The sequence below is a fragment of the Pseudomonas germanica genome, from assembly GCF_019614655.1.
GTDB classification, from domain to species: domain Bacteria; phylum Pseudomonadota; class Gammaproteobacteria; order Pseudomonadales; family Pseudomonadaceae; genus Aquipseudomonas; species Aquipseudomonas neuropathica.
Window position 1 is genome coordinate 1,235,541 of sequence record NZ_CP071586.1, and the last position, 19,463, is coordinate 1,255,003.

General features: G+C 58.5%; 15 protein-coding genes. 6 read left to right on the forward strand and 9 right to left on the reverse strand.

Features of this window, described 5'->3' with window-relative positions:
- Window positions 1–3: 3 nt before the first annotated feature.
- The 7 genes from J0G10_RS05300 to J0G10_RS05330 all read right to left on the reverse strand — a co-directional run bounded on the left by J0G10_RS05300 (window position 4) and on the right by J0G10_RS05330 (window position 10,684).
- Window positions 4–930 carry an ABC transporter permease subunit gene (locus tag J0G10_RS05300; RefSeq protein ID WP_095049734.1) on the reverse strand — a complete coding sequence of 309 codons (927 nt, stop codon included), beginning with the start codon at window positions 928–930 and terminating at the stop codon, window positions 4–6.
- A gap of 11 nt (window positions 931–941) precedes the next feature.
- Window positions 942–1,952 (reverse strand): ABC transporter permease subunit, encoded by a 1,011-nt coding sequence (locus tag J0G10_RS05305; protein ID WP_075947650.1) that lies wholly within the window; start codon window positions 1,950–1,952, stop codon window positions 942–944.
- Between the two features lie 73 nt (window positions 1,953–2,025).
- Window positions 2,026–3,621, reverse strand: a complete 1,596-nt coding sequence (locus J0G10_RS05310; protein WP_095049735.1) for an ABC transporter substrate-binding protein — start codon at window positions 3,619–3,621, stop codon at window positions 2,026–2,028.
- Between the two features lie 77 nt (window positions 3,622–3,698).
- Window positions 3,699–5,120: an OprD family porin gene (locus tag J0G10_RS05315; RefSeq protein ID WP_093435862.1), complete on the reverse strand. Its 1,422-nt coding sequence runs from the start codon at window positions 5,118–5,120 to the stop codon at window positions 3,699–3,701.
- Between the two features lie 176 nt (window positions 5,121–5,296).
- The gene (locus J0G10_RS05320) at window positions 5,297–6,895 is read right to left on the reverse strand and encodes an ABC transporter substrate-binding protein (RefSeq protein ID WP_095049736.1); all 1,599 of its coding nucleotides are present in this window, start codon (window positions 6,893–6,895) and stop codon (window positions 5,297–5,299) included.
- A gap of 301 nt (window positions 6,896–7,196) precedes the next feature.
- The gene (locus J0G10_RS05325) at window positions 7,197–8,822 is read right to left on the reverse strand and encodes an ABC transporter substrate-binding protein (RefSeq protein ID WP_007917611.1); all 1,626 of its coding nucleotides are present in this window, start codon (window positions 8,820–8,822) and stop codon (window positions 7,197–7,199) included.
- A gap of 260 nt (window positions 8,823–9,082) precedes the next feature.
- Window positions 9,083–10,684 carry an ABC transporter substrate-binding protein gene (locus J0G10_RS05330; RefSeq protein WP_095125388.1) on the reverse strand — a complete coding sequence of 534 codons (1,602 nt, stop codon included), beginning with the start codon at window positions 10,682–10,684 and terminating at the stop codon, window positions 9,083–9,085.
- A gap of 979 nt (window positions 10,685–11,663) precedes the next feature.
- Here J0G10_RS05330 and J0G10_RS05335 point away from each other — a divergent pair.
- Complete coding sequence (locus J0G10_RS05335) at window positions 11,664–12,020, forward strand: DUF6124 family protein (protein ID WP_099757991.1); 357 nt, start codon at window positions 11,664–11,666, stop codon at window positions 12,018–12,020.
- Window positions 12,021–12,191: 171 nt separating this feature from the next.
- Here J0G10_RS05335 and J0G10_RS05340 read toward each other — a convergent pair whose 3' ends face one another.
- Window positions 12,192–12,908: an SIMPL domain-containing protein gene (locus J0G10_RS05340; protein ID WP_220557795.1), complete on the reverse strand. Its 717-nt coding sequence runs from the start codon at window positions 12,906–12,908 to the stop codon at window positions 12,192–12,194.
- A 315-nt stretch (window positions 12,909–13,223) separates the two neighbouring features.
- Between J0G10_RS05340 and J0G10_RS05345 the strand changes: the two genes are divergently transcribed.
- The 4 genes from J0G10_RS05345 (at window position 13,224) to J0G10_RS05360 (ending at window position 17,803) form a co-directional block, all read left to right on the forward strand.
- Complete coding sequence (locus J0G10_RS05345) at window positions 13,224–14,486, forward strand: ATP-binding protein (protein ID WP_038357512.1); 1,263 nt, start codon at window positions 13,224–13,226, stop codon at window positions 14,484–14,486.
- Complete coding sequence (locus J0G10_RS05350) at window positions 14,479–15,039, forward strand: response regulator transcription factor (RefSeq protein ID WP_003221630.1); 561 nt, start codon at window positions 14,479–14,481, stop codon at window positions 15,037–15,039. The genes J0G10_RS05345 and J0G10_RS05350 overlap by 8 nt, the downstream gene beginning before the upstream one ends.
- Window positions 15,040–15,135: 96 nt before the next feature.
- On the forward strand, window positions 15,136–16,863 hold the full coding sequence (locus J0G10_RS05355) for an ABC transporter ATP-binding protein/permease (protein ID WP_095125389.1): 1,728 nt from the start codon (window positions 15,136–15,138) through the stop codon (window positions 16,861–16,863).
- Window positions 16,864–17,053: 190 nt separating this feature from the next.
- Window positions 17,054–17,803, forward strand: coding sequence for a FadR/GntR family transcriptional regulator (locus J0G10_RS05360; RefSeq protein ID WP_175559635.1), 750 nt, complete (start codon window positions 17,054–17,056; stop codon window positions 17,801–17,803).
- A 4-nt stretch (window positions 17,804–17,807) separates the two neighbouring features.
- On the opposite strand, the gene J0G10_RS05365 is transcribed toward J0G10_RS05360, so the two are convergent.
- The gene (locus J0G10_RS05365) at window positions 17,808–18,188 is read right to left on the reverse strand and encodes a hypothetical protein (protein WP_095049740.1); all 381 of its coding nucleotides are present in this window, start codon (window positions 18,186–18,188) and stop codon (window positions 17,808–17,810) included.
- Window positions 18,189–18,484: 296 nt separating this feature from the next.
- Here J0G10_RS05365 and kdgD point away from each other — a divergent pair, with 296 nt between their 5' ends.
- Window positions 18,485–19,396 (forward strand): 5-dehydro-4-deoxyglucarate dehydratase, encoded by a 912-nt coding sequence (kdgD, locus tag J0G10_RS05370; RefSeq protein WP_093435890.1) that lies wholly within the window; start codon window positions 18,485–18,487, stop codon window positions 19,394–19,396.
- The last annotated feature ends 67 nt before the right edge of the window (window positions 19,397–19,463 follow it).

A 19,463-nucleotide genomic window follows, 5' to 3' on the forward strand; every position in this document is an offset into this window, starting at 1 on the left:
TCCTCAGGCGGCGTTCTTGAGTTTCGGGTCCAGCGCATCGCGCAGACCGTCGCCCATCAAGTTGATTGCCAGCACGCTGAGCAAAATGGTCAAACCAGGCAGGCTCACCACCCACCAGGCGCGTTCGATGTAGTCACGGGCCGAGGCCAGCATGGTGCCCCACTCAGGGGTTGGCGGTTGTACGCCAAGGCCGAGGAAGCCCAACGCTGCGGCATCGAGAATCGCCGACGAGAAGCTCAGGGTCGCCTGCACGATCAGCGGCGCCATGCAGTTCGGCAACACGGTGATGAACATCAGACGTGGCAGACCGGCACCGGCCAGGCGCGCGGCGGTCACGTAGTCGCGGTTCAGTTCGCCCATCACGGCCGCACGGGTCAGACGCACATAGGACGGCAGCGAAACCACAGCGATAGCGATCACGGTGTTGATCAGGCCAGGGCCGAGGATGGCAACAATCGCCACCGCCAGCAGCAGCGACGGCAGGGCCAGCATGATGTCCATCAGACGCATGATGGTCGGGCCAATCATCTTCGGGAAGAAACCGGCGAACAGACCGAGGAGGATCCCTGGAATCAGCGACATCACCACCGACGACAAACCGATCAGCAGCGACAGGCGCGAGCCCTGGATCAGACGCGACAGCAGGTCACGACCCAGTTCATCGGTGCCGAGCAGGAATTGCATCTGACCGCCTTCCAGCCACGCCGGCGGCGTCAGCAGGAAATCACGGTATTGCTCGCTCGGGTTATGCGGCGCAACCCACGGCGCGAACAGCGCGCAGAAGATGATCAACAGCATGAACAGCAGGCCGGCAACTGCGCCCTTGTTCTTGGAGAAGGCTTGCCAGAATTCTTTGTATGGTGACGGGTACAGCAGGCTTTGATCCGCGCTGGTGGCGGAAGTCGCTACTGAGGATGTTGGAGTGCTCATGGTTATTGACCTCAGCGCTGATGACGGATGCGTGGGTTGGCAAAGCCGTAGAGGATGTCCACTACGAAGTTGACCAGAATCACCAGGCAGGCGATTAACAGGATGCCGTTTTGCACAACCGGGTAGTCCCGGGCGCCGATGGCTTCGATCAGCCATTTACCGATGCCGGGCCAGGAGAAAATCGTTTCGGTCAGAACCGCACCAGCGAGCAGAGTGCCGACTTGCAGGCCGACCACGGTGAGTACCGGAATCAGTGCGTTACGCAGACCGTGGACGAACACCACGCGCGACGGCGACAGGCCTTTGGCCCTGGCGGTGCGGATGTAGTCTTCGCGCAGCACTTCGAGCATCGACGAACGGGTCATCCGCGCGATCACTGCCAGCGGGATGGTACCGAGGACGATGGCCGGCAGGATCAGGTGATGCAGCGCGTCGAAGAACGCCCCGACGTCATCGGCCAGCAGCGTGTCGATCAGCATGAAGCCGGTGCGCGGCTCGATGTCGTAGAGCAGGTCGATCCGCCCGGAAACCGGGGTCCAGCCCAGGCTCACCGAGAAGAACATGATCAGGATCAGGCCCCACCAGAAGATCGGCATCGAATAACCCGCGAGGGAGATGCCCATCACCCCGTGGTCGAACAATGATCCTCGCTTGAGTGCCGCGATCACCCCGGCCAGAAGGCCCAGAATGCCGGCGAACAGCAGGGCGGCCATGGACAGTTCCAGGGTCGCCGGGAAGAGGGAGGTGAACTCGGTCCATACGCTTTCACGCGTGCGCAGGGATTCGCCGAGATCGCCGTGAGCCAGTTTGCCGATGTAGTCCAGATACTGGGCATACAGCGGCTTGTTCAGACCTAGGCGTTCCATTGCCTGAGCGTGCATTTCGGGGTCGACCCGACGTTCGCCCATCATCACTTCCACGGGGTCGCCCGGAATCATGCGAATCAACGCGAAAGTCAGCAAGGTGATGCCGAAAAACGTGGGGATCAACAACCCCAGTCGGCGGGCAATAAAACTAAACATCGTGTGTGGTACCTCATCAGCCGGTTAGGCGTGCCCGGCATCCCTGGGGTCAGGGACGCCGGGAGTTTCTTATCTACTTCACCTGGGTGGTGGCGAAGTTATTAGTGGTGAGAGGGCTGATGTGATAGCCCTCTACGTTGTTACGCATTGCAGTAAACATCCTGGTGTGGGCCATGCTGATCCATGGCTGATCCTGATTAAACAGCACTTGCGCCTGTTCGTAGAGCTTTGCGCGTTCGGCCGGATCTACTTTAGCCCGTGCTTCATCCAGCAGTGCCTGGAATTTCTCGTTGCACCAGCGAGCATAGTTCTCGCCATTTTTTGCCGCTTCGCAACTGAGCATAGGCGTCAGGAAGTTATCCGGGTCGCCGTTGTCGCCCGCCCATCCGGCCGAGACCATATCGTGTTCGCCGGCCTTGGCGCGTTTGAGCATTTCGCCCCATTCCATCACGCGAATGTCGATCTTGATCCCGACTTTCGCCAGGTCAGCCTGCATCATTTGCGCGCCGAGCATCGGGTTGGGGTTGGTCGGGCCGCCGCCGTTGCGGGTAAACAGGGTAAACACGGTGCCTTCCGGAACCCCGGCTTCCTTGAGCAGCTTGCGGGCGGCGTCGAGGTCACGTGGCGGGTTCTTCAGGTCGTGGTTGTAGCCGAGCAGGGTCGGCGGGTACGGGTTGACCGCGACCGACGCATTGCCTTTGCCGAACAGCGCGTTGACATAGGCTTCTTTGTCGAAGGCGATATCGATCGCCTTACGCACGCGTACGTCACTCATGTACTTGTGCTGGGTGTTCATGGCGATGTACGAGACGGTCATCGCGTCGAGTTCATCGACTTTCAGGTTGCTGTCTTTCTTGATGCTCGGGATGTCATCCGGTTTCGGATACAGGGCGATCTGGCACTCGTTGGCCTTGAGCTTCTGCAGGCGCACGTTGTTGTCAGTGGCGATCGCCAGGATCAGCGCATCAGCCGGCGCCTTGCCACGGAAGTAATCTGGGTTGGCCTTGAAACGCACCTGCGCGTCTTTTGCATAACGCTGGAAGATGAACGGGCCGGTGCCGATCGGCTTGTTGTTCAAGTCACCTGTCTTGTTGGCCTTGAGCAATTGGTCGGCGTATTCGGCCGGGTAGATCGAGGAGAACGCCATCGCGATGTCGGCCAGGAACGGCGCTTCGCGGCGGGTCAGGGTGAACTTGACGGTGTTGTCGTCGACTTTTTCGACGTTTTTCAGCAGTTCCTTGAAACCCATGCTTTCAAAGTACGGGAAGCCCACGCTCGACAGTTTGTGCCATGGGTGATTCGGGTCCAGCTGACGCTGGAAGCTCCAGACCACGTCGTCGGCGTTCATGTCGCGGGTCGGCTTGAAATATTCGGTGGTGTGAAACTTGACGCCTTTGCGCAGGTGGAACGTGTAGGTCAGGCCGTCTTCGCTGATGTCCCAGGACTCGGCGAGAGCCGGGATCACTTCAGTGGTGCCGGGCTTGAAGTCGGCCAGGCGGTTGAAGATGGTTTCGGCCACAGCGTCCGCCGTGACTGCAGTTGTGTACTGGACCATATCGAAGCCTTCCGGACTGGCTTCGGTGCAGACCACCAAGGGTTTGGCCGAGACGCCGACAGCGACACTCAGCAACGCAGCCGCGATGGCCGCACGTAGGGGAAGCATTTTCATCGATAACCCTCTGCAATCGGTTGAAGACAAAAAGCCGAACGGCCGACTCATCATGAGTCAGCCGTCGGCTGGCGTTTTTACAGGATGTTGAATGGAATCGTGGTCACGAGACGGAACTCGTTGATGTTGCCGTCAGCCTGATGCTCGCTGGCGCGGTGCGTGGTGTACGTCGCGCGAATCGCGGTGGCTTTGAGCGGACCGCTCTGCACGGCGTAGGAAGCACCGATGCCGTATTCGTAGTGGGATTCGCCGTCCATCAGACTCAGATCGCCGCGCTTGTCATCTGGAATGGTGTAAGCGGTGCCACGGTAGTGAGTACCGTCGATGCCCCAGCCGCGAGCCTGGTAGATGTTGAACTTCAGACCTGGCACGCCATACTCGGCCATGTTGATGCCGTACGCGATCTGGAAGGATTTCTCGTTCGGGCCGTTGAAGTCCGACAGCAGGGAGTTGGCCAGGTAGATGCCGTTGGTTTCGTGCAGGTAGTCGAAGTACTCGTTACCGTTCACTTGCTGATACGAGAAGGTCAGGCTGTGGGCCTGGTGGGTCAGTCCCAAGGACAGCGAGTAGGTATCGTTGTCGATGTTGCCCATCAACTTTTTGCCTTCGTCGACGGTCTTGTAGTAGTTCAGGCCGGTGGTCAGGCTCAATACCTGGCTGTCACCCAATTCGTGGGTTCCGCCGAAGTAGTACTGGTTCCAGAAGTCTTCGACGTTGGCGACGTACAGGCTGGTTTTCAGGCTTTTGAGCGGCTGATAGTTCACGCCCGCGGTGTAGACCTTGTCGGTTTCTTCGCCGTTGGCGCCGTATTCGGAACGGAATTTCGACAGGCTCTGCTCGGTACGTGGCGAGACGCGGTCGAAACCGGCGAGGTCGAACGACAGGTTGTTCAACTCTTCGCTATGCAGACTGATCCCTTCAAAGCTCGAAGGCAGCGGACGGTTGCCGATAACATCGACAATCGGCGTGCTGAAGTTCTGGCGACCTGCGGTCAACGTGGTGTTGGACACGCGGAACTTGACGTTGGCCAGACCCAGTTTGCTCCACTGGTCGACCGCATCACCGTCGGAATGGGCGAGGGTGCGGTTGGAGCCGCCAGCAATATCCTTGCGGTCACGGTCGAGAACGATGGCGTTGTAAGCGGCAACTTCGGTGCTCACGCCAACGGTGCCTTGGGTGAAGCCCGAGGTGTAGTTGACGATGGTGCCCTGAACCCAGTTGATACGACGCGGGGTCTTTGTTCTTACCGTTGGCGAGGTGTATTTGTCGCTGTTTTTCACGTAGCTGAAGCTGTCGTCACGACGACGCAGTTCATTGGCGTACCAGTTACGGGTTGTGCCGCCCAGGCTTTGTCCATCGATAAAGCCTTTGGCCTCGCTTTGGGCGCTACTGCCGGCCAATGTGGTAGGGACGAACTCCTGACTTGCAGGTTCTGCGTACGCCGTGGCGGTGATGCTGCTAATGGCCAGGGCCAGTATCGCGGTGCTGCTCAGTTTCATGGGTGAAGCTCCTTTACTTTCTTTTTATGCCGGCTTTTTTTTGGTATGCCGGTTATTGGTTTAGAACTCGTTCACACATCGCAAACGTTTGCCAAAAGCCGGATTGGCGAATTTCGGCAAAGCGCTTGCGTGAGGGGCTAGACAGCGCCCCCCAGCATTGCGGCTAATCATTTGGTTTAATCGATACCGACACCCGAGAACACGTTGCGACCGAACGGGCTGACTTTGAAGCCTTCGATCCTGGCGCTTAACGGTTGGTTGACCGTCGAGTGGGCGACAGGCGTGATCGGCACTTGCTGTTTAAGCAATTGCTGAGCCTGTTTGTAGAGCACGGTGCGTTGGTCGCGGTCGGTGACGACCTTGGCCTCTTTGATCAGCTTGTCGTAAGCCGGATCGCACCACATGGAGTAGTTGTTGCCGCCGATGGCATCGCAGCTGTACAGCGTGCCGAGCCAGTTGTCCGGATCCCCGTTGTCACCGGTCCAGCCGATCAGGCTGACGTCGTGCTCGCCGTTCTTGGTGCGTTTGATGTACTCGCCCCATTCATAGCTGACGATCTTCACTTTCAGACCGATCTTGGCCCAGTCCGCCTGGAGCATTTCGGCCATCAGTTTGGCGTTCGGGTTGTACGGGCGCTGCACCGGCATCGCCCACAGGGTGATCTCGGTGCCTTCCTTGACGCCGGCAGCCTTGAGCAGCTCTTTGGCTTTTTCCGGGTTGTAGGCGGCGTCCTTGATGCTGTCGTCGTAGGACCATTGAGTCGGCGGCATGGCGTTGACGGCCAGTTGGCCGGCGCCTTGATAAACAGCGTTGAGAATCCCTTGTTTATTCACCGCCATGTCCAGCGCCTGGCGCACTTCGAGCTGGTCGAATGGCTTGTGGCGAACGTTGTAGGCGATGTAGCCGAGGTTGAAACCCGGCTTGGAAATCAGTTGCAGTTTCGGGTCGGCCTTCAACGCTTCAACATCGGCTGGGCGCGGATGCAAGGTGATCTGGCATTCGCCAGCCTTGAGCTTCTGCACGCGCACCGAGGCGTCGGTGTTGATCGCGAAGATCAGGTTGTCGAGTTTGACCCGGCTCGGATCCCAGTAATGTTTATTACCGGTGTAACGAATGTTCGAGTCTTTCTGATAACTCTTGAACACGAACGGCCCGGTGCCGATCGGTTTCTGGTTGATGTCGCTTGGCTTGCCTTCGGCCAGCAGCTTGTCGGCGTATTCGGCGGACAGGATGGCGGCGAAGCTCATGGCGATGTTCTGGATGAACGCGGCGTCGACGCTGTTGAGCGTGAACTCCACGGTCAGCGGCCCTGTCTTCTCGACCTTGGCGATGTTCTTGTTCAGGCTCATCCCGTTGAAATACGGGAATTCGGTGGGGTACGCCTTACGGAAAGGTTGCTGGGCATCGAGCATGCGATTAAACGTGAACAGCACGTCGTCGGCGTTGAAATCGCGGGTTGGCTTGAAGTACGGCGTTGTATGAAATTTCACACCTTCACGCAGGTGAAAGGTGTACTTGAGGCCGTCCTCGGAAATGTCCCACGTGGTTGCCAGGCCCGGAACGACATTGGTCGCGCCTTTTTCGAACTCGACCAGACGGTTGTAGATCGGTTCTGCGGCGTCGTTATCGGTCGCTGTCGTGTACTGCGCAGTGTCAAAGCCCGCCGGGCTGCCTTCAGAGCAGAACACCAGACTTTTGCTGGCGGCGAAACTGGCGGACGAGGCGGCCAACAGGCCGGCACCCAGCAATGCGGAATAGATCAAGGTATGGCGCATGACGCTCCCTCTTTTTTTAGTGTTGTTCAATGCACCGTCACCTCATCCAGAGACGTTTTGGTTGCATCGAGCTCAATCCAGTACGTACGGCAAACCGGTGGCCCACGCAGACACTGGTCAGTACCCGACGGTAGGGGCCGCGGTTCTGGCAGTAAATGCGTAAATGCCTCAAATCTCGTAGGAAAAGGCGACGCGTCCTATACCTCTGCAGTAATCCGCAGCGGAATTGGTTGTAGGCAATTTCCTAGCTTCCCGGCAGGTAAAACAACGGCGACGTTAAAAACGTCGCCGCTGCAGTGCCTTATTTGCTGACGCTGACGCCGTAGAAGGAGTTCAAGCCAAATGGGCTGATCTTGAAATCCTGCACGTTGGCGCGCATGGGTTGGTACACCGTCGAGTGAGCGATAGGTGTCATAGGGACTGCATCTTTGAGGACGTGTTGCGCCTGTTTGTACAGTTCGGTGCGCTTGCCCTGATCGGTCGTGCGCTTGGCTTCTTTGACGAGGCCATCGAACTTCTTGTCGCACCACTTGGAGAAGTTGTTGCCGCTGAGCGAGTCGCAACCGAACAGCACGTTCAGCCAGTTGTCCGGATCACCATTGTCACCGCTCCAGCCAATGATCATGGCCTGGTTCTCGCCACCTTTGGAGCGCTTGATGTACTCGCCCCATTCGTAGCTGGTGATCTTCACTTTCAAGCCGATCTTGGCCCAGTCGGACTGGAGCATTTCAGCCATCAGTTTGGCGTTCGGGTTGTACGGACGCTGCACCGGCATCGCCCACAGAACGATTTCGGTACCTTCCTTGACGCCAGCTTCCTTCAGCAGTTGCTTGGCTTTCTCAGGATCGTACTTGGCGTCCTTGATGGTGGTGTCGTAAGACCACTGGGTCGGCGGCATGGCGTTGACGGCCAGTTGGCCGGCGCCCTGGTAAACCGAGTCGATGATCTGTGGCTTGTTGACGGCCATGTCCAGCGCCTGACGTACGCGCAGGTCTGCCAGCGGGTTGGCCTCGTTGCTGCCCTTGACCTTGTCCATCACGTTGTAGGCGATGTAACCCAGGTTGAAGCCAGCCTGGTCAGGCATCTTCAGGGTCTTGTCTTCTTTCAGCGCTTTCAGATCGGCCGGACGCGGGAACAGGGTGACTTGGCACTCGTTCTTTTTCAGCTTCTGAATACGTACCGACGGGTCAGTGGTGATGGCGAAGATCAGGTTGTCGATCTTCACATCCTCAGGCTTCCAGTAATCCTTATTGCCGGTGTAACGGATGTTGGAGTCTTTCTGATAGCTCTTGAACACGAACGGACCAGTGCCGATCGGCTTCTGGTTGATGTCGGCAGCCTTGCCTTCTTTCAGCAGCTGCGCTGCGTACTCGGCGGACTGTACCGAGGCGAAGCTCATCGCCATGTTCTGGATGAACGCGGCATCAACTTCTTTCAGAGTGAACTTGACGGTGTGGTCGTCGACTTTATCGATCTTGGTGATGTTGGTGTCCATCCCCATGTCGGTGAAGTACGGGAATTCGGTCGGGTACGCCTTACGGAACGGGTCATCCTTGTTAATCATGCGATTGAAGGTGAACAGCACGTCGTCGGCGTTGAACTCACGAGTCGGCTTGAAATACGGGGTGGTGTGGAACTTGACGCCTTCACGCAGGTGGAAGGTGTAAGTCAGGCCGTCATCGGAGATGTCCCACTTGGTCGCTAGACCAGGAATCACGGCGGTGCCGCCGCGCTCGAACTGGGTCAGACGGTTGAACATGGTTTCGGCTGAGGCGTCGAAGTCGGTTCCGGTGGTGTACTGGCCTGGGTCGAAACCGGCCGGGCTGCCTTCGGAGCAGAACACCAGGTTAGTCGCAGCGGATGCGAAAGGTGCGGAGGCTAACAAGCCTGCGCCGACTAAAAACGGAATGACCGCGTGTTTAAGCATGTTGGCCTCATGATTTGTTGTCATTTTTTAGTTGTGAGGTACGACCTCGTGAGTCGTGCCTGCGGATACTTATGCAGGGGCCATACCCATTGCAAGATCCAGAACGACTGCTGGCCTCAAAGCGTGGCACGAACGTACCTTAATGTCGCATCTGTATAACTTCTGACGCATTTGACCGTTTGCGGGTGGTTTTTACGGTGCAAATGAAGCCCCAAAACGGTGCGCTGGTCACGTTGTGCGCGCCGCCTTGGGGCTTGGTGTTACTTATTTATACCCACGCCATAGAAGGGGGTTAGACCGAACGGGCTGATCCGGAAGTCAGTGACTTCCTTGCGCAGCGGCTGGAACACCGTGGAGTTGGCAATCGGTGTGATCGGCACCTGCTGTTTGAGGATCAGTTGCGCCTGTTGATACAGTTTTACCCGTTGATCTTTGTCGGTGGACAACTTGGCCTGTTGCACCAGTTTGTCGTAGGCCGGATCGCACCATTTGGCGTAGTTGCTGCCTTTTACCGCCGCGCAGCTGTAGAGCACGCCCAGCCAGTTGTCCGGGTCACCGTTGTCACCTGTCCAGCCATAGATCATGGCGTCGTGTTCGCCATTTTTTGCGCGTTTGATGTACTCGCCCCATTCGTAGCTGACGATGTTGGCCTTGATGCCGATTTTCTCCCAATCCTGCTGGATCATCTGCGCCGACATCCGCGCATTCGGGTTTGAGGCGCGTTGCACTGTCATCGCCCAAAGGTTGATGGTTGTACCCGGCGCAACCCCTGCTTCTTTCAGTAGCACCCGTGCTTTTGCCGGGTCGTAGGGAGCGTCCTTGATGTTCGGGTCATACGACCATTGCGCCGGCGGCAAGGCGTTTTGGGCCAGCTGGCCGGCGCTTTGGTAGACGGCTTTGATGATTGCCGGTTTGTCGATGGCCATGTCCAGCGCCTGTCGCACCTTGAGCTGGTCGAGTGGCGCGTGGGTGGTGTTGTAGGCGAGGAAACCGAGGTTGAAACCGGCCTGTTTGAGCACGCGCAGATTCGGGTCTTTTTCCATCACTTCGATATCGGCCGGGCGTGGGTAGCCGCTGACCTGGCATTCGCCGGCCTTGAGTTTTTGCAGGCGCACGGCGGCGTCCGGGGTGATCGAGAAAATCAGGTTGTCGATCTTCACGTCTTCGGGTTTCCAGTAGGCCGTGTTGGCGGCGTAGCGGATTTGCGAGTCCTTTTGGTAGCGCTTGAACACGAACGGGCCGGTGCCGATCGGTTTCTGGTTGAGGTCGGCGGCTTTGCCTTCCTTCAACAGTTGCGCGGCGTATTCGGCAGATTGCACCGAGGCGAAGCTCATGGCGAGGTTTTGCACGAAGGCGGCGTCGACGTTGTTGAGGTTGAAGCGCACGGTTTGCTCGTCGATTTTTTCTACCGATTTGATTGTGGTGTTGAGGCCCATGTCGGTGAAGTACGGGGACTCGGCGGGGTAGGCCTTGCGGAAGGCGTTATCCGGGTCGAGCAGGCGCTGGAAGGTGAAGAGGACGTCGTCGGCGTTGAAGTCGCGGGTGGGTTTGAAGTAGTCGGTGGTGTGGAATTTTACGTTTTGGCGCAGGTGGAAGGTGTATTGCAGGCCGTCGCTGGAGACGTCCCATTTTGTCGCCAGGCCGGGTTCGATGTCGGTGCCGCCGCGTTTGAATTGGGTGAGGCGGTTGAAGACGGTTTCGGCGGAGGCGTCGAAGTCGGTGCCGCTGGTGTATTGGCTGGGGTCGAAGCCGGCGGGGCTGGCTTCGGAGCAGTAGACCAGGGTTGTGGCGGCGTTGGCGATTGGGGCTATGGCGGTTAGTGCGAGGGAGATCAAGAGCGGTTTTAGGGTGGATCTTGGCATGGGGTCCCCGGGGAATCGGCGGTGGTAATCGTGGAAGAGTAGCTGGGGCGGGGGTGTTGGCGGAAATATCGTTTTTCCTGTTGAAGTGTCTATCTCGGTATATCTAGCGCTTGTGTGTATATCCGTTGGTGCGGTAACGGCGGCTTAGGGTTTCGCCCTTACGGCGACTCACTTTTTTTCAAACGCCAAAAAAGTAAGCAAAAAACGCTTGCTCCTACGTGCGGCCCGCTCGCTGGGGCTCGGGGTCCCTTCGCTGCGGGAACGATCCGCTCAGCCTTCCGACGTCGCCCGTGGATCAAGATCAAAAGCAGGCGAGCTGACACTCGGCCTAGTGAGTGGTGAAGAGCGGGTGTTCGGCTTTGGTTTTTTGGTGGATTCGCCCCTCACCCCAGCCCTCTCCCGGAGGGAGAGGGGGCCGATTTGTGTGTTTTTCAAAGCCTCAGTTCGACGCGGTATCGCACGTCGGCGTAGTTCTCCCAAACAACTCGGTCAGTCCCCTCTCCCTCCGGGAGAGGGCTAGGGTGAGGGGCTTTTGATCTGTTTCAGAATCTGAGTTCAACACGGCAATCGCACGTCGGCGTAACTCTCCCAAACAACACGGTCAGTCCCCTCTCCCTCTGGGAGAGGGCTAGGGTGAGGGTTGGCTTTTGGCTGTTTAAATCTGATGCAAATAACCAGAACCTTCCCACAAGGTTTTCAGGTTGTCCGTCGGACGTGCGCTCTTTAGGCTCTGGGTGTCGCTGAAAACTCAGCGATCGGGAGGTGAGATTCCCGGTTATTGAATTTGGAAACCTGCACAAGCCCCTCCATAATCGCCGCCAGCTCATGCTGTCAGCAGTTTTTATGGCGGCTATGTACGGGCGGACTTTGTCCGGCCGGGTTGGTTTCCTTACCGGTAATCTCACTCCGTACATAGTTGCCACCTCATTTCTCGAGTGAGATCGGAAATGAATGGCGTCAGTTCATAAGGAAATTTTCCATGGATAAATTGATACCTGACCCACCCCTCGATACCCCACTCGAAGACGCCATCCGCGCCGAAGACCAGATCAAAACCCGCGAAGCCATCAAACGCGCCCTGGATTTCTACCTCAGCCCCGACCCGGTCAAACCCCGGCAGCCCAGCACGATGTTCCTGATCCAGCCAAACATCGACACCGAAAGCCTGCTGGCGCATGCCTGTGAGTCACTGGCGTCGGCGAACACGCTTACCGGTAACTTTGCCGATCAACTGGGTCGGCCCGAGCGTAATACGGCGTTGGCGATTCAGCAGATCATTATGCTGGCCGAGTTGGCGGTGAATCGGGCGCTGGATCGGGTTGACCCGCAGACCTGAGACCGCGTTATCGTTCTTCGCGAGCAAGCTCGCTCCCACAGGTGGAATGCATTTCAAACTGTGGGAGCGAGCTTGCTCGCGAAGACGGTGGTTCATCCACAGCAAATCCCAGGCACAAAAAAACCGCCGATCATTCACCGATCGGCGGTTTTTCATTCAGCGCAAATCAAATCACGGCATCAACACTTCAATCGAACCATCAGCCGTCATGCTGACCTGGCTCGTACCTGCTTCAACTTCCGGCGTCACCGGCGCCGAATCCATCGCCGCCGCTTTCATCATCATCGGTGCGCGCAGGTACGGCTGCGGATAACCGTTGCTGTTGAGGTTCAGGTTGACGATTTTGTAGCCCTTGCCGCCCAGTGCGTCGGTGGCCAGTTGGGCGCGGGCCTTGAAGGCGGTCACTGCTTCTTTGAGCAACTGGTCTTCACTGGATTTGCGGGTCGGGTCGGCGATGGCGAAGTCCATGCCGCCCATTTTCAGGTCGCCCAGCAGTTCGCCGGTGAGTTTGGACAGGGCGGCGAAGTCGGCGCTTTCCAGGCGCAGTTCGGCGCGTTCACGCCAGCCGGTGATCTTCTGGCCTTTGGTGTCGTAGATCGGGTAGCTGTTGCGGCTGCCTTGGCGCAAGGTGATGTCTTTGACTTGCTTGGCCTGGGCCAGGGCCTTGTTCATGGTGGTGCTGACGTCGGCGGCGAGTTTGGCCGGGTCGGTGTTTTGTTCTTCGGTGTAGAGGGTGACGATCATCAGGTCGCGGGCCACTTCCGTGCTGACTTCGGCGCGCAGGGAAATCTGGTTGTAGTGCAGCTCATCGGCGGCCAGGGCCGGAAGGCTGGCGATGCTGCCGACGGTCAGGGCGAGAAGGGCGGCGCTGCGGCGAAATGTGTGCATGAAAGCTCCTTGATGAGGGCGCAGGTGATGGTTCGGGGGCCTGCGTGAAACCATCAGACTCTAGCTTTTATGATCCGGTTCGCCCAGTTACAACTTCTATACAGATGGCCGGGGCTGCTGCGCAGCCCTTCGCGAGCAGGTTCGCTCCCACAGGGGAATGCATTTCAAAGGTGGGAGCGAGCCTGCTCGCGAAGGCGTCCTTATAGTCGCCGAAGATGTTTCCGCCATGTGGTCGTTTGCCGCACTTTCGCCTCTCAAGGCCGCGCGTTGGTTATACTCCGTGCGATCCGCCTGGAGCGCTCATCAGGAGAGCTCATGCTCGCCCCCGTACAACTGACTTCCGCCACTCGCCAGAACCTCTGGCGGCTGACTTTCATCCGCACCCTGGTGCTCGCCGCGCAGGCTGGCTCCGTAGGCCTGGCCTACTGGCTGCAATTGTTGCCGTTGCCGTGGGTGCAACTGGCGATGACCCTTGGCTGCTCGACGCTGCTCTGCGTGTTCACTGCCGTGCGTTTGCGCACTTCGTGGCCGGTGACCGAACTCGAATATGCGCTGCAACTGGCCTGTGATCTGGTGATCCACAGTGCGCTGCTGTATTTCTCCGGCGGTTCGACCAATCCGTTTGTTTCCTACTACCTGGTGCCGCTGACCATCGCCGCCGTGACGCTGCCATGGCGCTATTCGGTGATCCTGTCCGGCATCGCGCTGGCGCTGTACACCGTGATGCTGACGCGTTTCTATCCGCTGGAAACCTTGCCGGTCGCCCGTGAAAACCTGCAGATCTACGGCATGTGGCTGAGCTTTGCGCTGGCCGCTGCGGTGATCACCTTCTTCGCCGCGCGCATGGCTGAGGAGCTGCGCCGTCAGGAAGAGTTACGGGCGATCCGTCGTGAAGAAGGTCTGCGCGATCAGCAATTGCTCGCCGTCGCCACCCAGGCCGCTGGCGCTGCCCATGAACTGGGCACGCCGCTGGCGACCATGAGCGTGTTGCTCAAGGAAATGCAGCAGGACCATCCCGACCCGATGCTGCAGGACGATCTGAAGGTGCTGCAGGATCAGGTCAAACTCTGCAAGGAGACCTTGCAACAACTGGTGCGGGCCGCCGAAGCCAACCGGCGTCTGGCTGTCGAGATGCAGGACGTCACTGACTGGCTCGACGAAGCGCTGAACCGCTGGCATCTGATGCGTCCGGAGGCCAGTTATCGCTTCCACCGCCTCGGCCAAGGCACTGTGCCGCGCATGGCGCCGCCGCCGGATCTGACTCAGGCGCTGTTGAATCTGCTCAACAACGCCGCCGACGCCTGCCCGGAAAACCTCAAGGTGACCCTGGACTGGGACGCGGAAACCGTGACCATCAGCATTCGTGACCACGGCGCCGGTGTGCCGCTGGCCATCGCCGAGCAAATCGGCAAACCGTTTTTTACCACCAAGGGCAAAGGTTTCGGCCTGGGCCTGTTTTTGAGCAAGGCCAGCGTGACACGCGCCGGCGGCTCAGTGAAACTCTATAGTCATGAGGAAGGCGGCACGCTCACCGAGCTGCGCCTGCCCCACGGCGCCCGAGGAGACCAACATGAGTGACGAAATCCAAGTCGAAGGCGAAGAACTGCCGCATTTGCTGCTGGTCGACGACGACGCAACGTTCACCCGAGTAATGGCCCGTGCCATGGCTCGTCGTGGCTTTCGCGTCAGCACTGCCGGCTCGGCCGAAGAAGGCCTGACCATCGCCCAGGCAGACCTGCCTGATTATGCCGCGCTCGACCTGAAAATGGACGGCGACTCCGGCCTGGTGCTGCTGCCCAAACTGCTGGAGCTGGACCCGGAAATGCGCGTGGTGATCCTCACCGGTTACTCGAGCATTGCCACCGCCGTCGAGGCTATCAAGCGCGGCGCCTGCAACTATCTGTGCAAACCGGCCGACGCCGACGATGTGCTGGCTGCGTTGCTCTCCGAGCACGCCGACCTCGACAGTCTGGTGCCGGAAAACCCGATGTCGGTCGATCGCCTGCAGTGGGAACACATCCAGCGTGTGCTCACCGAACACGAAGGCAACATTTCCGCCACTGCCCGCGCCCTGGGCATGCACCGCCGCACCCTGCAGCGCAAACTGCAGAAGCGCCCGGTTCGTCGCTGAACCTGCGCTGAACGACTATCGCCAGCCCTCGCGATAAAACGCACCGATCATCTATGATCGGTGCGTGTCTGTTCTTTCCTATTTCGAGCCTTATCCATGAATCAGAACGCTGAATATTCCGCGGTCAACGATGCTGTGCGCGGGCAGTTTTTTCGCAAGGTTTGGGCGATGATCACGCCTTACTGGCGCAGCGAAGAGAAGGGCAAGGCCTGGACGCTGCTGATTGCCGTGATCGCGCTTACGCTGTTCAGCGTATGGATCGCGGTGTGGCTCAACAGTTGGTACAAGGATTTTTACAACGCCTTGCAGAAGAAGGACGAGGCGGCCTTCTGGCAGTTGATCCTGTATTTCTGCGGTATCGCGGCGGTGGCGATTCTCGGCTCCGTGTATCGCCAGTATCTGACGCAAATGCTGACCATCCGCTGGCGTGCCTGGCTCACCGAAAAGCATTTCACCCGGTGGCTGGAGCACAAGAACTACTACCAGCTGGAGCAGGGTGGCTATACCGATAACCCGGACCAGCGGATCTCCGAAGACCTTAATAAATTCACGGCCAACACACTGGCCCTTGGCTTGGGTCTGATCCGCACAGTCGTCAGTCTGGTGTCGTTCTCGATCATCCTGTGGGGCGTTTCCGGAAGCATTGAGGTGTTCGGTTTCACGGTTCCCGGTTACATGTTCTGGTGTGCATTGGTGTACGCGGTGATTGGTAGTTGGCTGACGCATTTGATTGGCAGGCGTCTGATCGGTTTGAACAACAACCAGCAACGTTTTGAAGCCGACCTGCGTTTCTCGATGGTGCGGGTTCGCGAGAATGCAGAGAGTATCGCCTTGTACAACGGCGAACCGAATGAAAACCGGCGCCTGAGTAACCGTTTCGGGCTGGTCTGGCACAATTTCTGGGACATCATGCGAGTGTCCAAGCGGCTGACGTTTTTTACCTCGGGTTATGAGCAGATCGCGATCATTTTTCCGTTCATGGTGGCTGCCCCACGGTACTTCAGCGGCAAAATCGAACTCGGTGAGCTGATGCAAATCAACTCGGCCTTCGGCAATGTGCAAGAGAACTTCAGCTGGTTCATCAGTGCTTATCAGGGACTGGCAGAGTGGCGCGCTACGTGTGACCGGTTGCTGAGTTTCCGCAATGCGATGAGCAACAACGAAGAACGCACCCCGGCCATCGATGTGCAGAATCAGGGCAGCGAATTGAAGGTGCACAACCTCGGACTGGATCTGGCCGATGGTCGCCATCTGTTGACCAATGCCGACATGACTGTGGAACCCGGTGAGCGGGTGATGCTCAGCGGCCGTTCCGGCAGCGGCAAGTCGACGCTGCTGCGGGCGATGGGGCATTTGTGGCCGGCGGGGCACGGCAACATTCGTTTGCCGGCGGCGCGGTATCTGTTCCTGCCGCAGAAACCGTATCTGCCGATCGGCACTCTGCGCGAGGCGTTGAGTTATCCACAGCCGGGCGACAGTTACGCGCCGGAGCGTTATGCACAAGTGCTGGAAACCTGCCGCTTGCCGCATCTGATTGGGCGACTGGACGAGGCCAATCACTGGCAACGCATGCTCTCGCCGGGTGAGCAGCAACGACTGGCTTTCGCCCGTGCGTTGCTTTATGCACCGCAGTGGCTGTACATGGATGAGGCGACTTCGGCGATGGATGAAGAGGATGAAGCGACGCTGTATCAGGCGCTGATCGATCAGTTGCCGGGGCTGAGTATTGTCAGCGTTGGCCATCGCAGCAGCTTGAAACGCTTCCATCCACGGCACGTGCGGATCGACAGCGGCCATTTGGTTGAACAGACCGTGACCGCCTGATCACCGCTAACCCCCTGTAGGAGTGAGCCTGCTCGCGATAGCGTTGGGTCAGTCACATTGATGCTGAATGTGCGGACGTCATCGCGAGCAGGCTCACTCCTACATAAAGCGATGTAAACCGGAAAGTGATCGTACAACCCGCTTGAGCTATCATGCCCACAAGCCGAATTTTCGAGACAAGATGCACACCATGGAAAACCTGATCGACACCCCGCGTCTCCCGCGCAAGCGCCGCAGCCTGGCCCAGGAACTGGTGACGGTGCTGAGCGAGCAGATCCGCGATGGCCTGCTCAAGCGCGGTGACAAACTGCCTACCGAGTCGGCGATCATGGAAGCCCATGGCGTCAGCCGCACCGTGGTGCGCGAGGCGATCTCGCGTTTGCAGGCTGCAGGGCAAGTGGAAACCCGCCACGGCATCGGCACTTTCGTGCTCGACACGCCAAGCCCGAGTGGTTTCCGCATCGACCCGGCCACCGTCGTTACCCTGCGTGATGTTCTGGCGATTCTCGAATTGCGCATCAGCCTTGAAGTGGAATCTGCCGGCCTTGCCGCGCAACGTCGCAGTGCCGAGCAACTGGCGACCATGCGTGCCGCCCTTGATGCGCTCAACGAAAGCGCTGCCCATGCCAGTGATGCTGTTGCTTCGGACTTTGCCTTCCATCTGGAAATCGCGCTGTCCACCGGCAACCGTTACTTCACCGACATCATGACCCACCTGGGCACCAGCATCATTCCGCGTACGCGGCTGAATTCGGCACGACTGGCCCACGATGACCAACAGCACTACATGAGTCGCCTGAGCCGTGAGCACGAAGAAATCTACGACGCGATTGCCCGTCAGGATTCCGATGCGGCGCGTGCGGCGATGCGTCTGCACCTGACCAACAGCCGTGAAAGACTGCGCCAGGCTCATGAAGAGGCGCAGGCGCAGCGGGGTTAAGCCGTCAGGCCTCGATCCGCAACATCAACACCTGCGAAAACGGCTCCATACTCGACTCATCGACAAACTTGTAGCGCAATTCGACATCCGTGTTCAGGTACGGACGCAGTGCCTCTTTGGGGATCTGCAATTCGATCCCCATTAGTTTCTCCATCTCGTCTTCGGCATCGTCCCAGGTGCCGGTATCCACTTCTTCGCCTGCCCACAGGGGCGTTTCCGGGTCGTCGCCGAGAATCGGGTAAACGCTCCAGTTCGCCGGGAAGTCGCTGGAATCCGGGACGAGTGCGGTCAACACATCGGGCAGTGTCGATAGCTGAAGCGTGAGGATGTCGGAGGACGAAGCGGCGATTTGCGAAAGGGTCGGGGCAGCGTAATTCGTGGACATTTCGGTTTCCTTCGGTGGTCCGCCACGATCCTTCGTGGCAGTCGTCGCACCTTACCCGGCGTGGTAGCTGCGCTCAGTAAACGAATCTTGACCAGACATTTCTGCAATGTAGCCCAGTAAAAACGGGCCTTTACGCTGATTCGCCATTTGGCTTAAACACTTTTGTCCGACAAAAAAACACCCCCAACGATGAAATGCAGTTGACGGTTATCTTTTAAGTTGTACGATGACCTACAACTTCAGCGAAGGCTGAACGGACCAATCACAAAAAACGTTGCTACCAGGGTGTTCGAATAATGAATCCACAAGAACTGAAGTCCATCCTCTCTGCCGGCCTGCTGTCTTTCCCGGTGACCGATTTCAACGCGCAGGGTGATTTCAACCGCGCGGGCTACATCAAACGCCTGGAATGGCTGGCTCCGTATGGCGCTTCAGCCTTGTTCGCCGCCGGCGGCACCGGTGAGTTCTTCTCCCTGGCCGCCAGCGAATACTCGGAAATCATCAAGACTGCCGTCGACACCTGCGAAACCAGCGTGCCGATTCTGGCCGGCGTCGGCGGTTCGACTCGCCAGGCCATCGAATACGCTCAGGAAGCCGAGCGTCTGGGCGCCAAAGGCTTGTTGCTGCTGCCGCACTACTTGACCGAAGCCAGCCAGGACGGCGTTGCCGCTCACGTTGAAGCCGTGTGTAAATCGGTCAACATCGGCGTGGTCGTCTACAACCGCAACGTTTGCCGCCTCAACGCGCCGCTGCTGGAACGTCTGGCCGAGCGCTGCCCGAACCTGATCGGTTACAAGGATGGCTTGGGCGATATCGAGTTGATGGTGTCGATCCGTCGCCGCCTCGGTGATCGCTTCAGCTACTTGGGTGGTCTGCCGACCGCCGAAGTCTACGCCGCTGCCTACAAGGCGCTGGGCGTGCCGGTTTACTCCTCGGCGGTGTTCAACTTCATCCCGAAAACCGCGATGGACTTCTACCACGCGATCGCCCGTGAAGATCACGCCACTGTCGGTAAGATCATCGACGACTTCTTCCTGCCTTACCTCGACATCCGCAACCGCAAGGCCGGTTACGCCGTGAGCATCGTCAAGGCAGGCGCGAAAATCGCCGGTTATGACGCAGGCCCGGTGCGGGCGCCGCTGACCGATCTGACCGGCGAAGAGTACGAAATGCTCGCCGCGCTGATCGACAAGCAAGGTGCGCAGTAACACCCGATAAAAGCGAGGCCGCTGAGCAATCAGCGGCTTTTTGCGTGAAGGCTTTGAGATGTGAGGG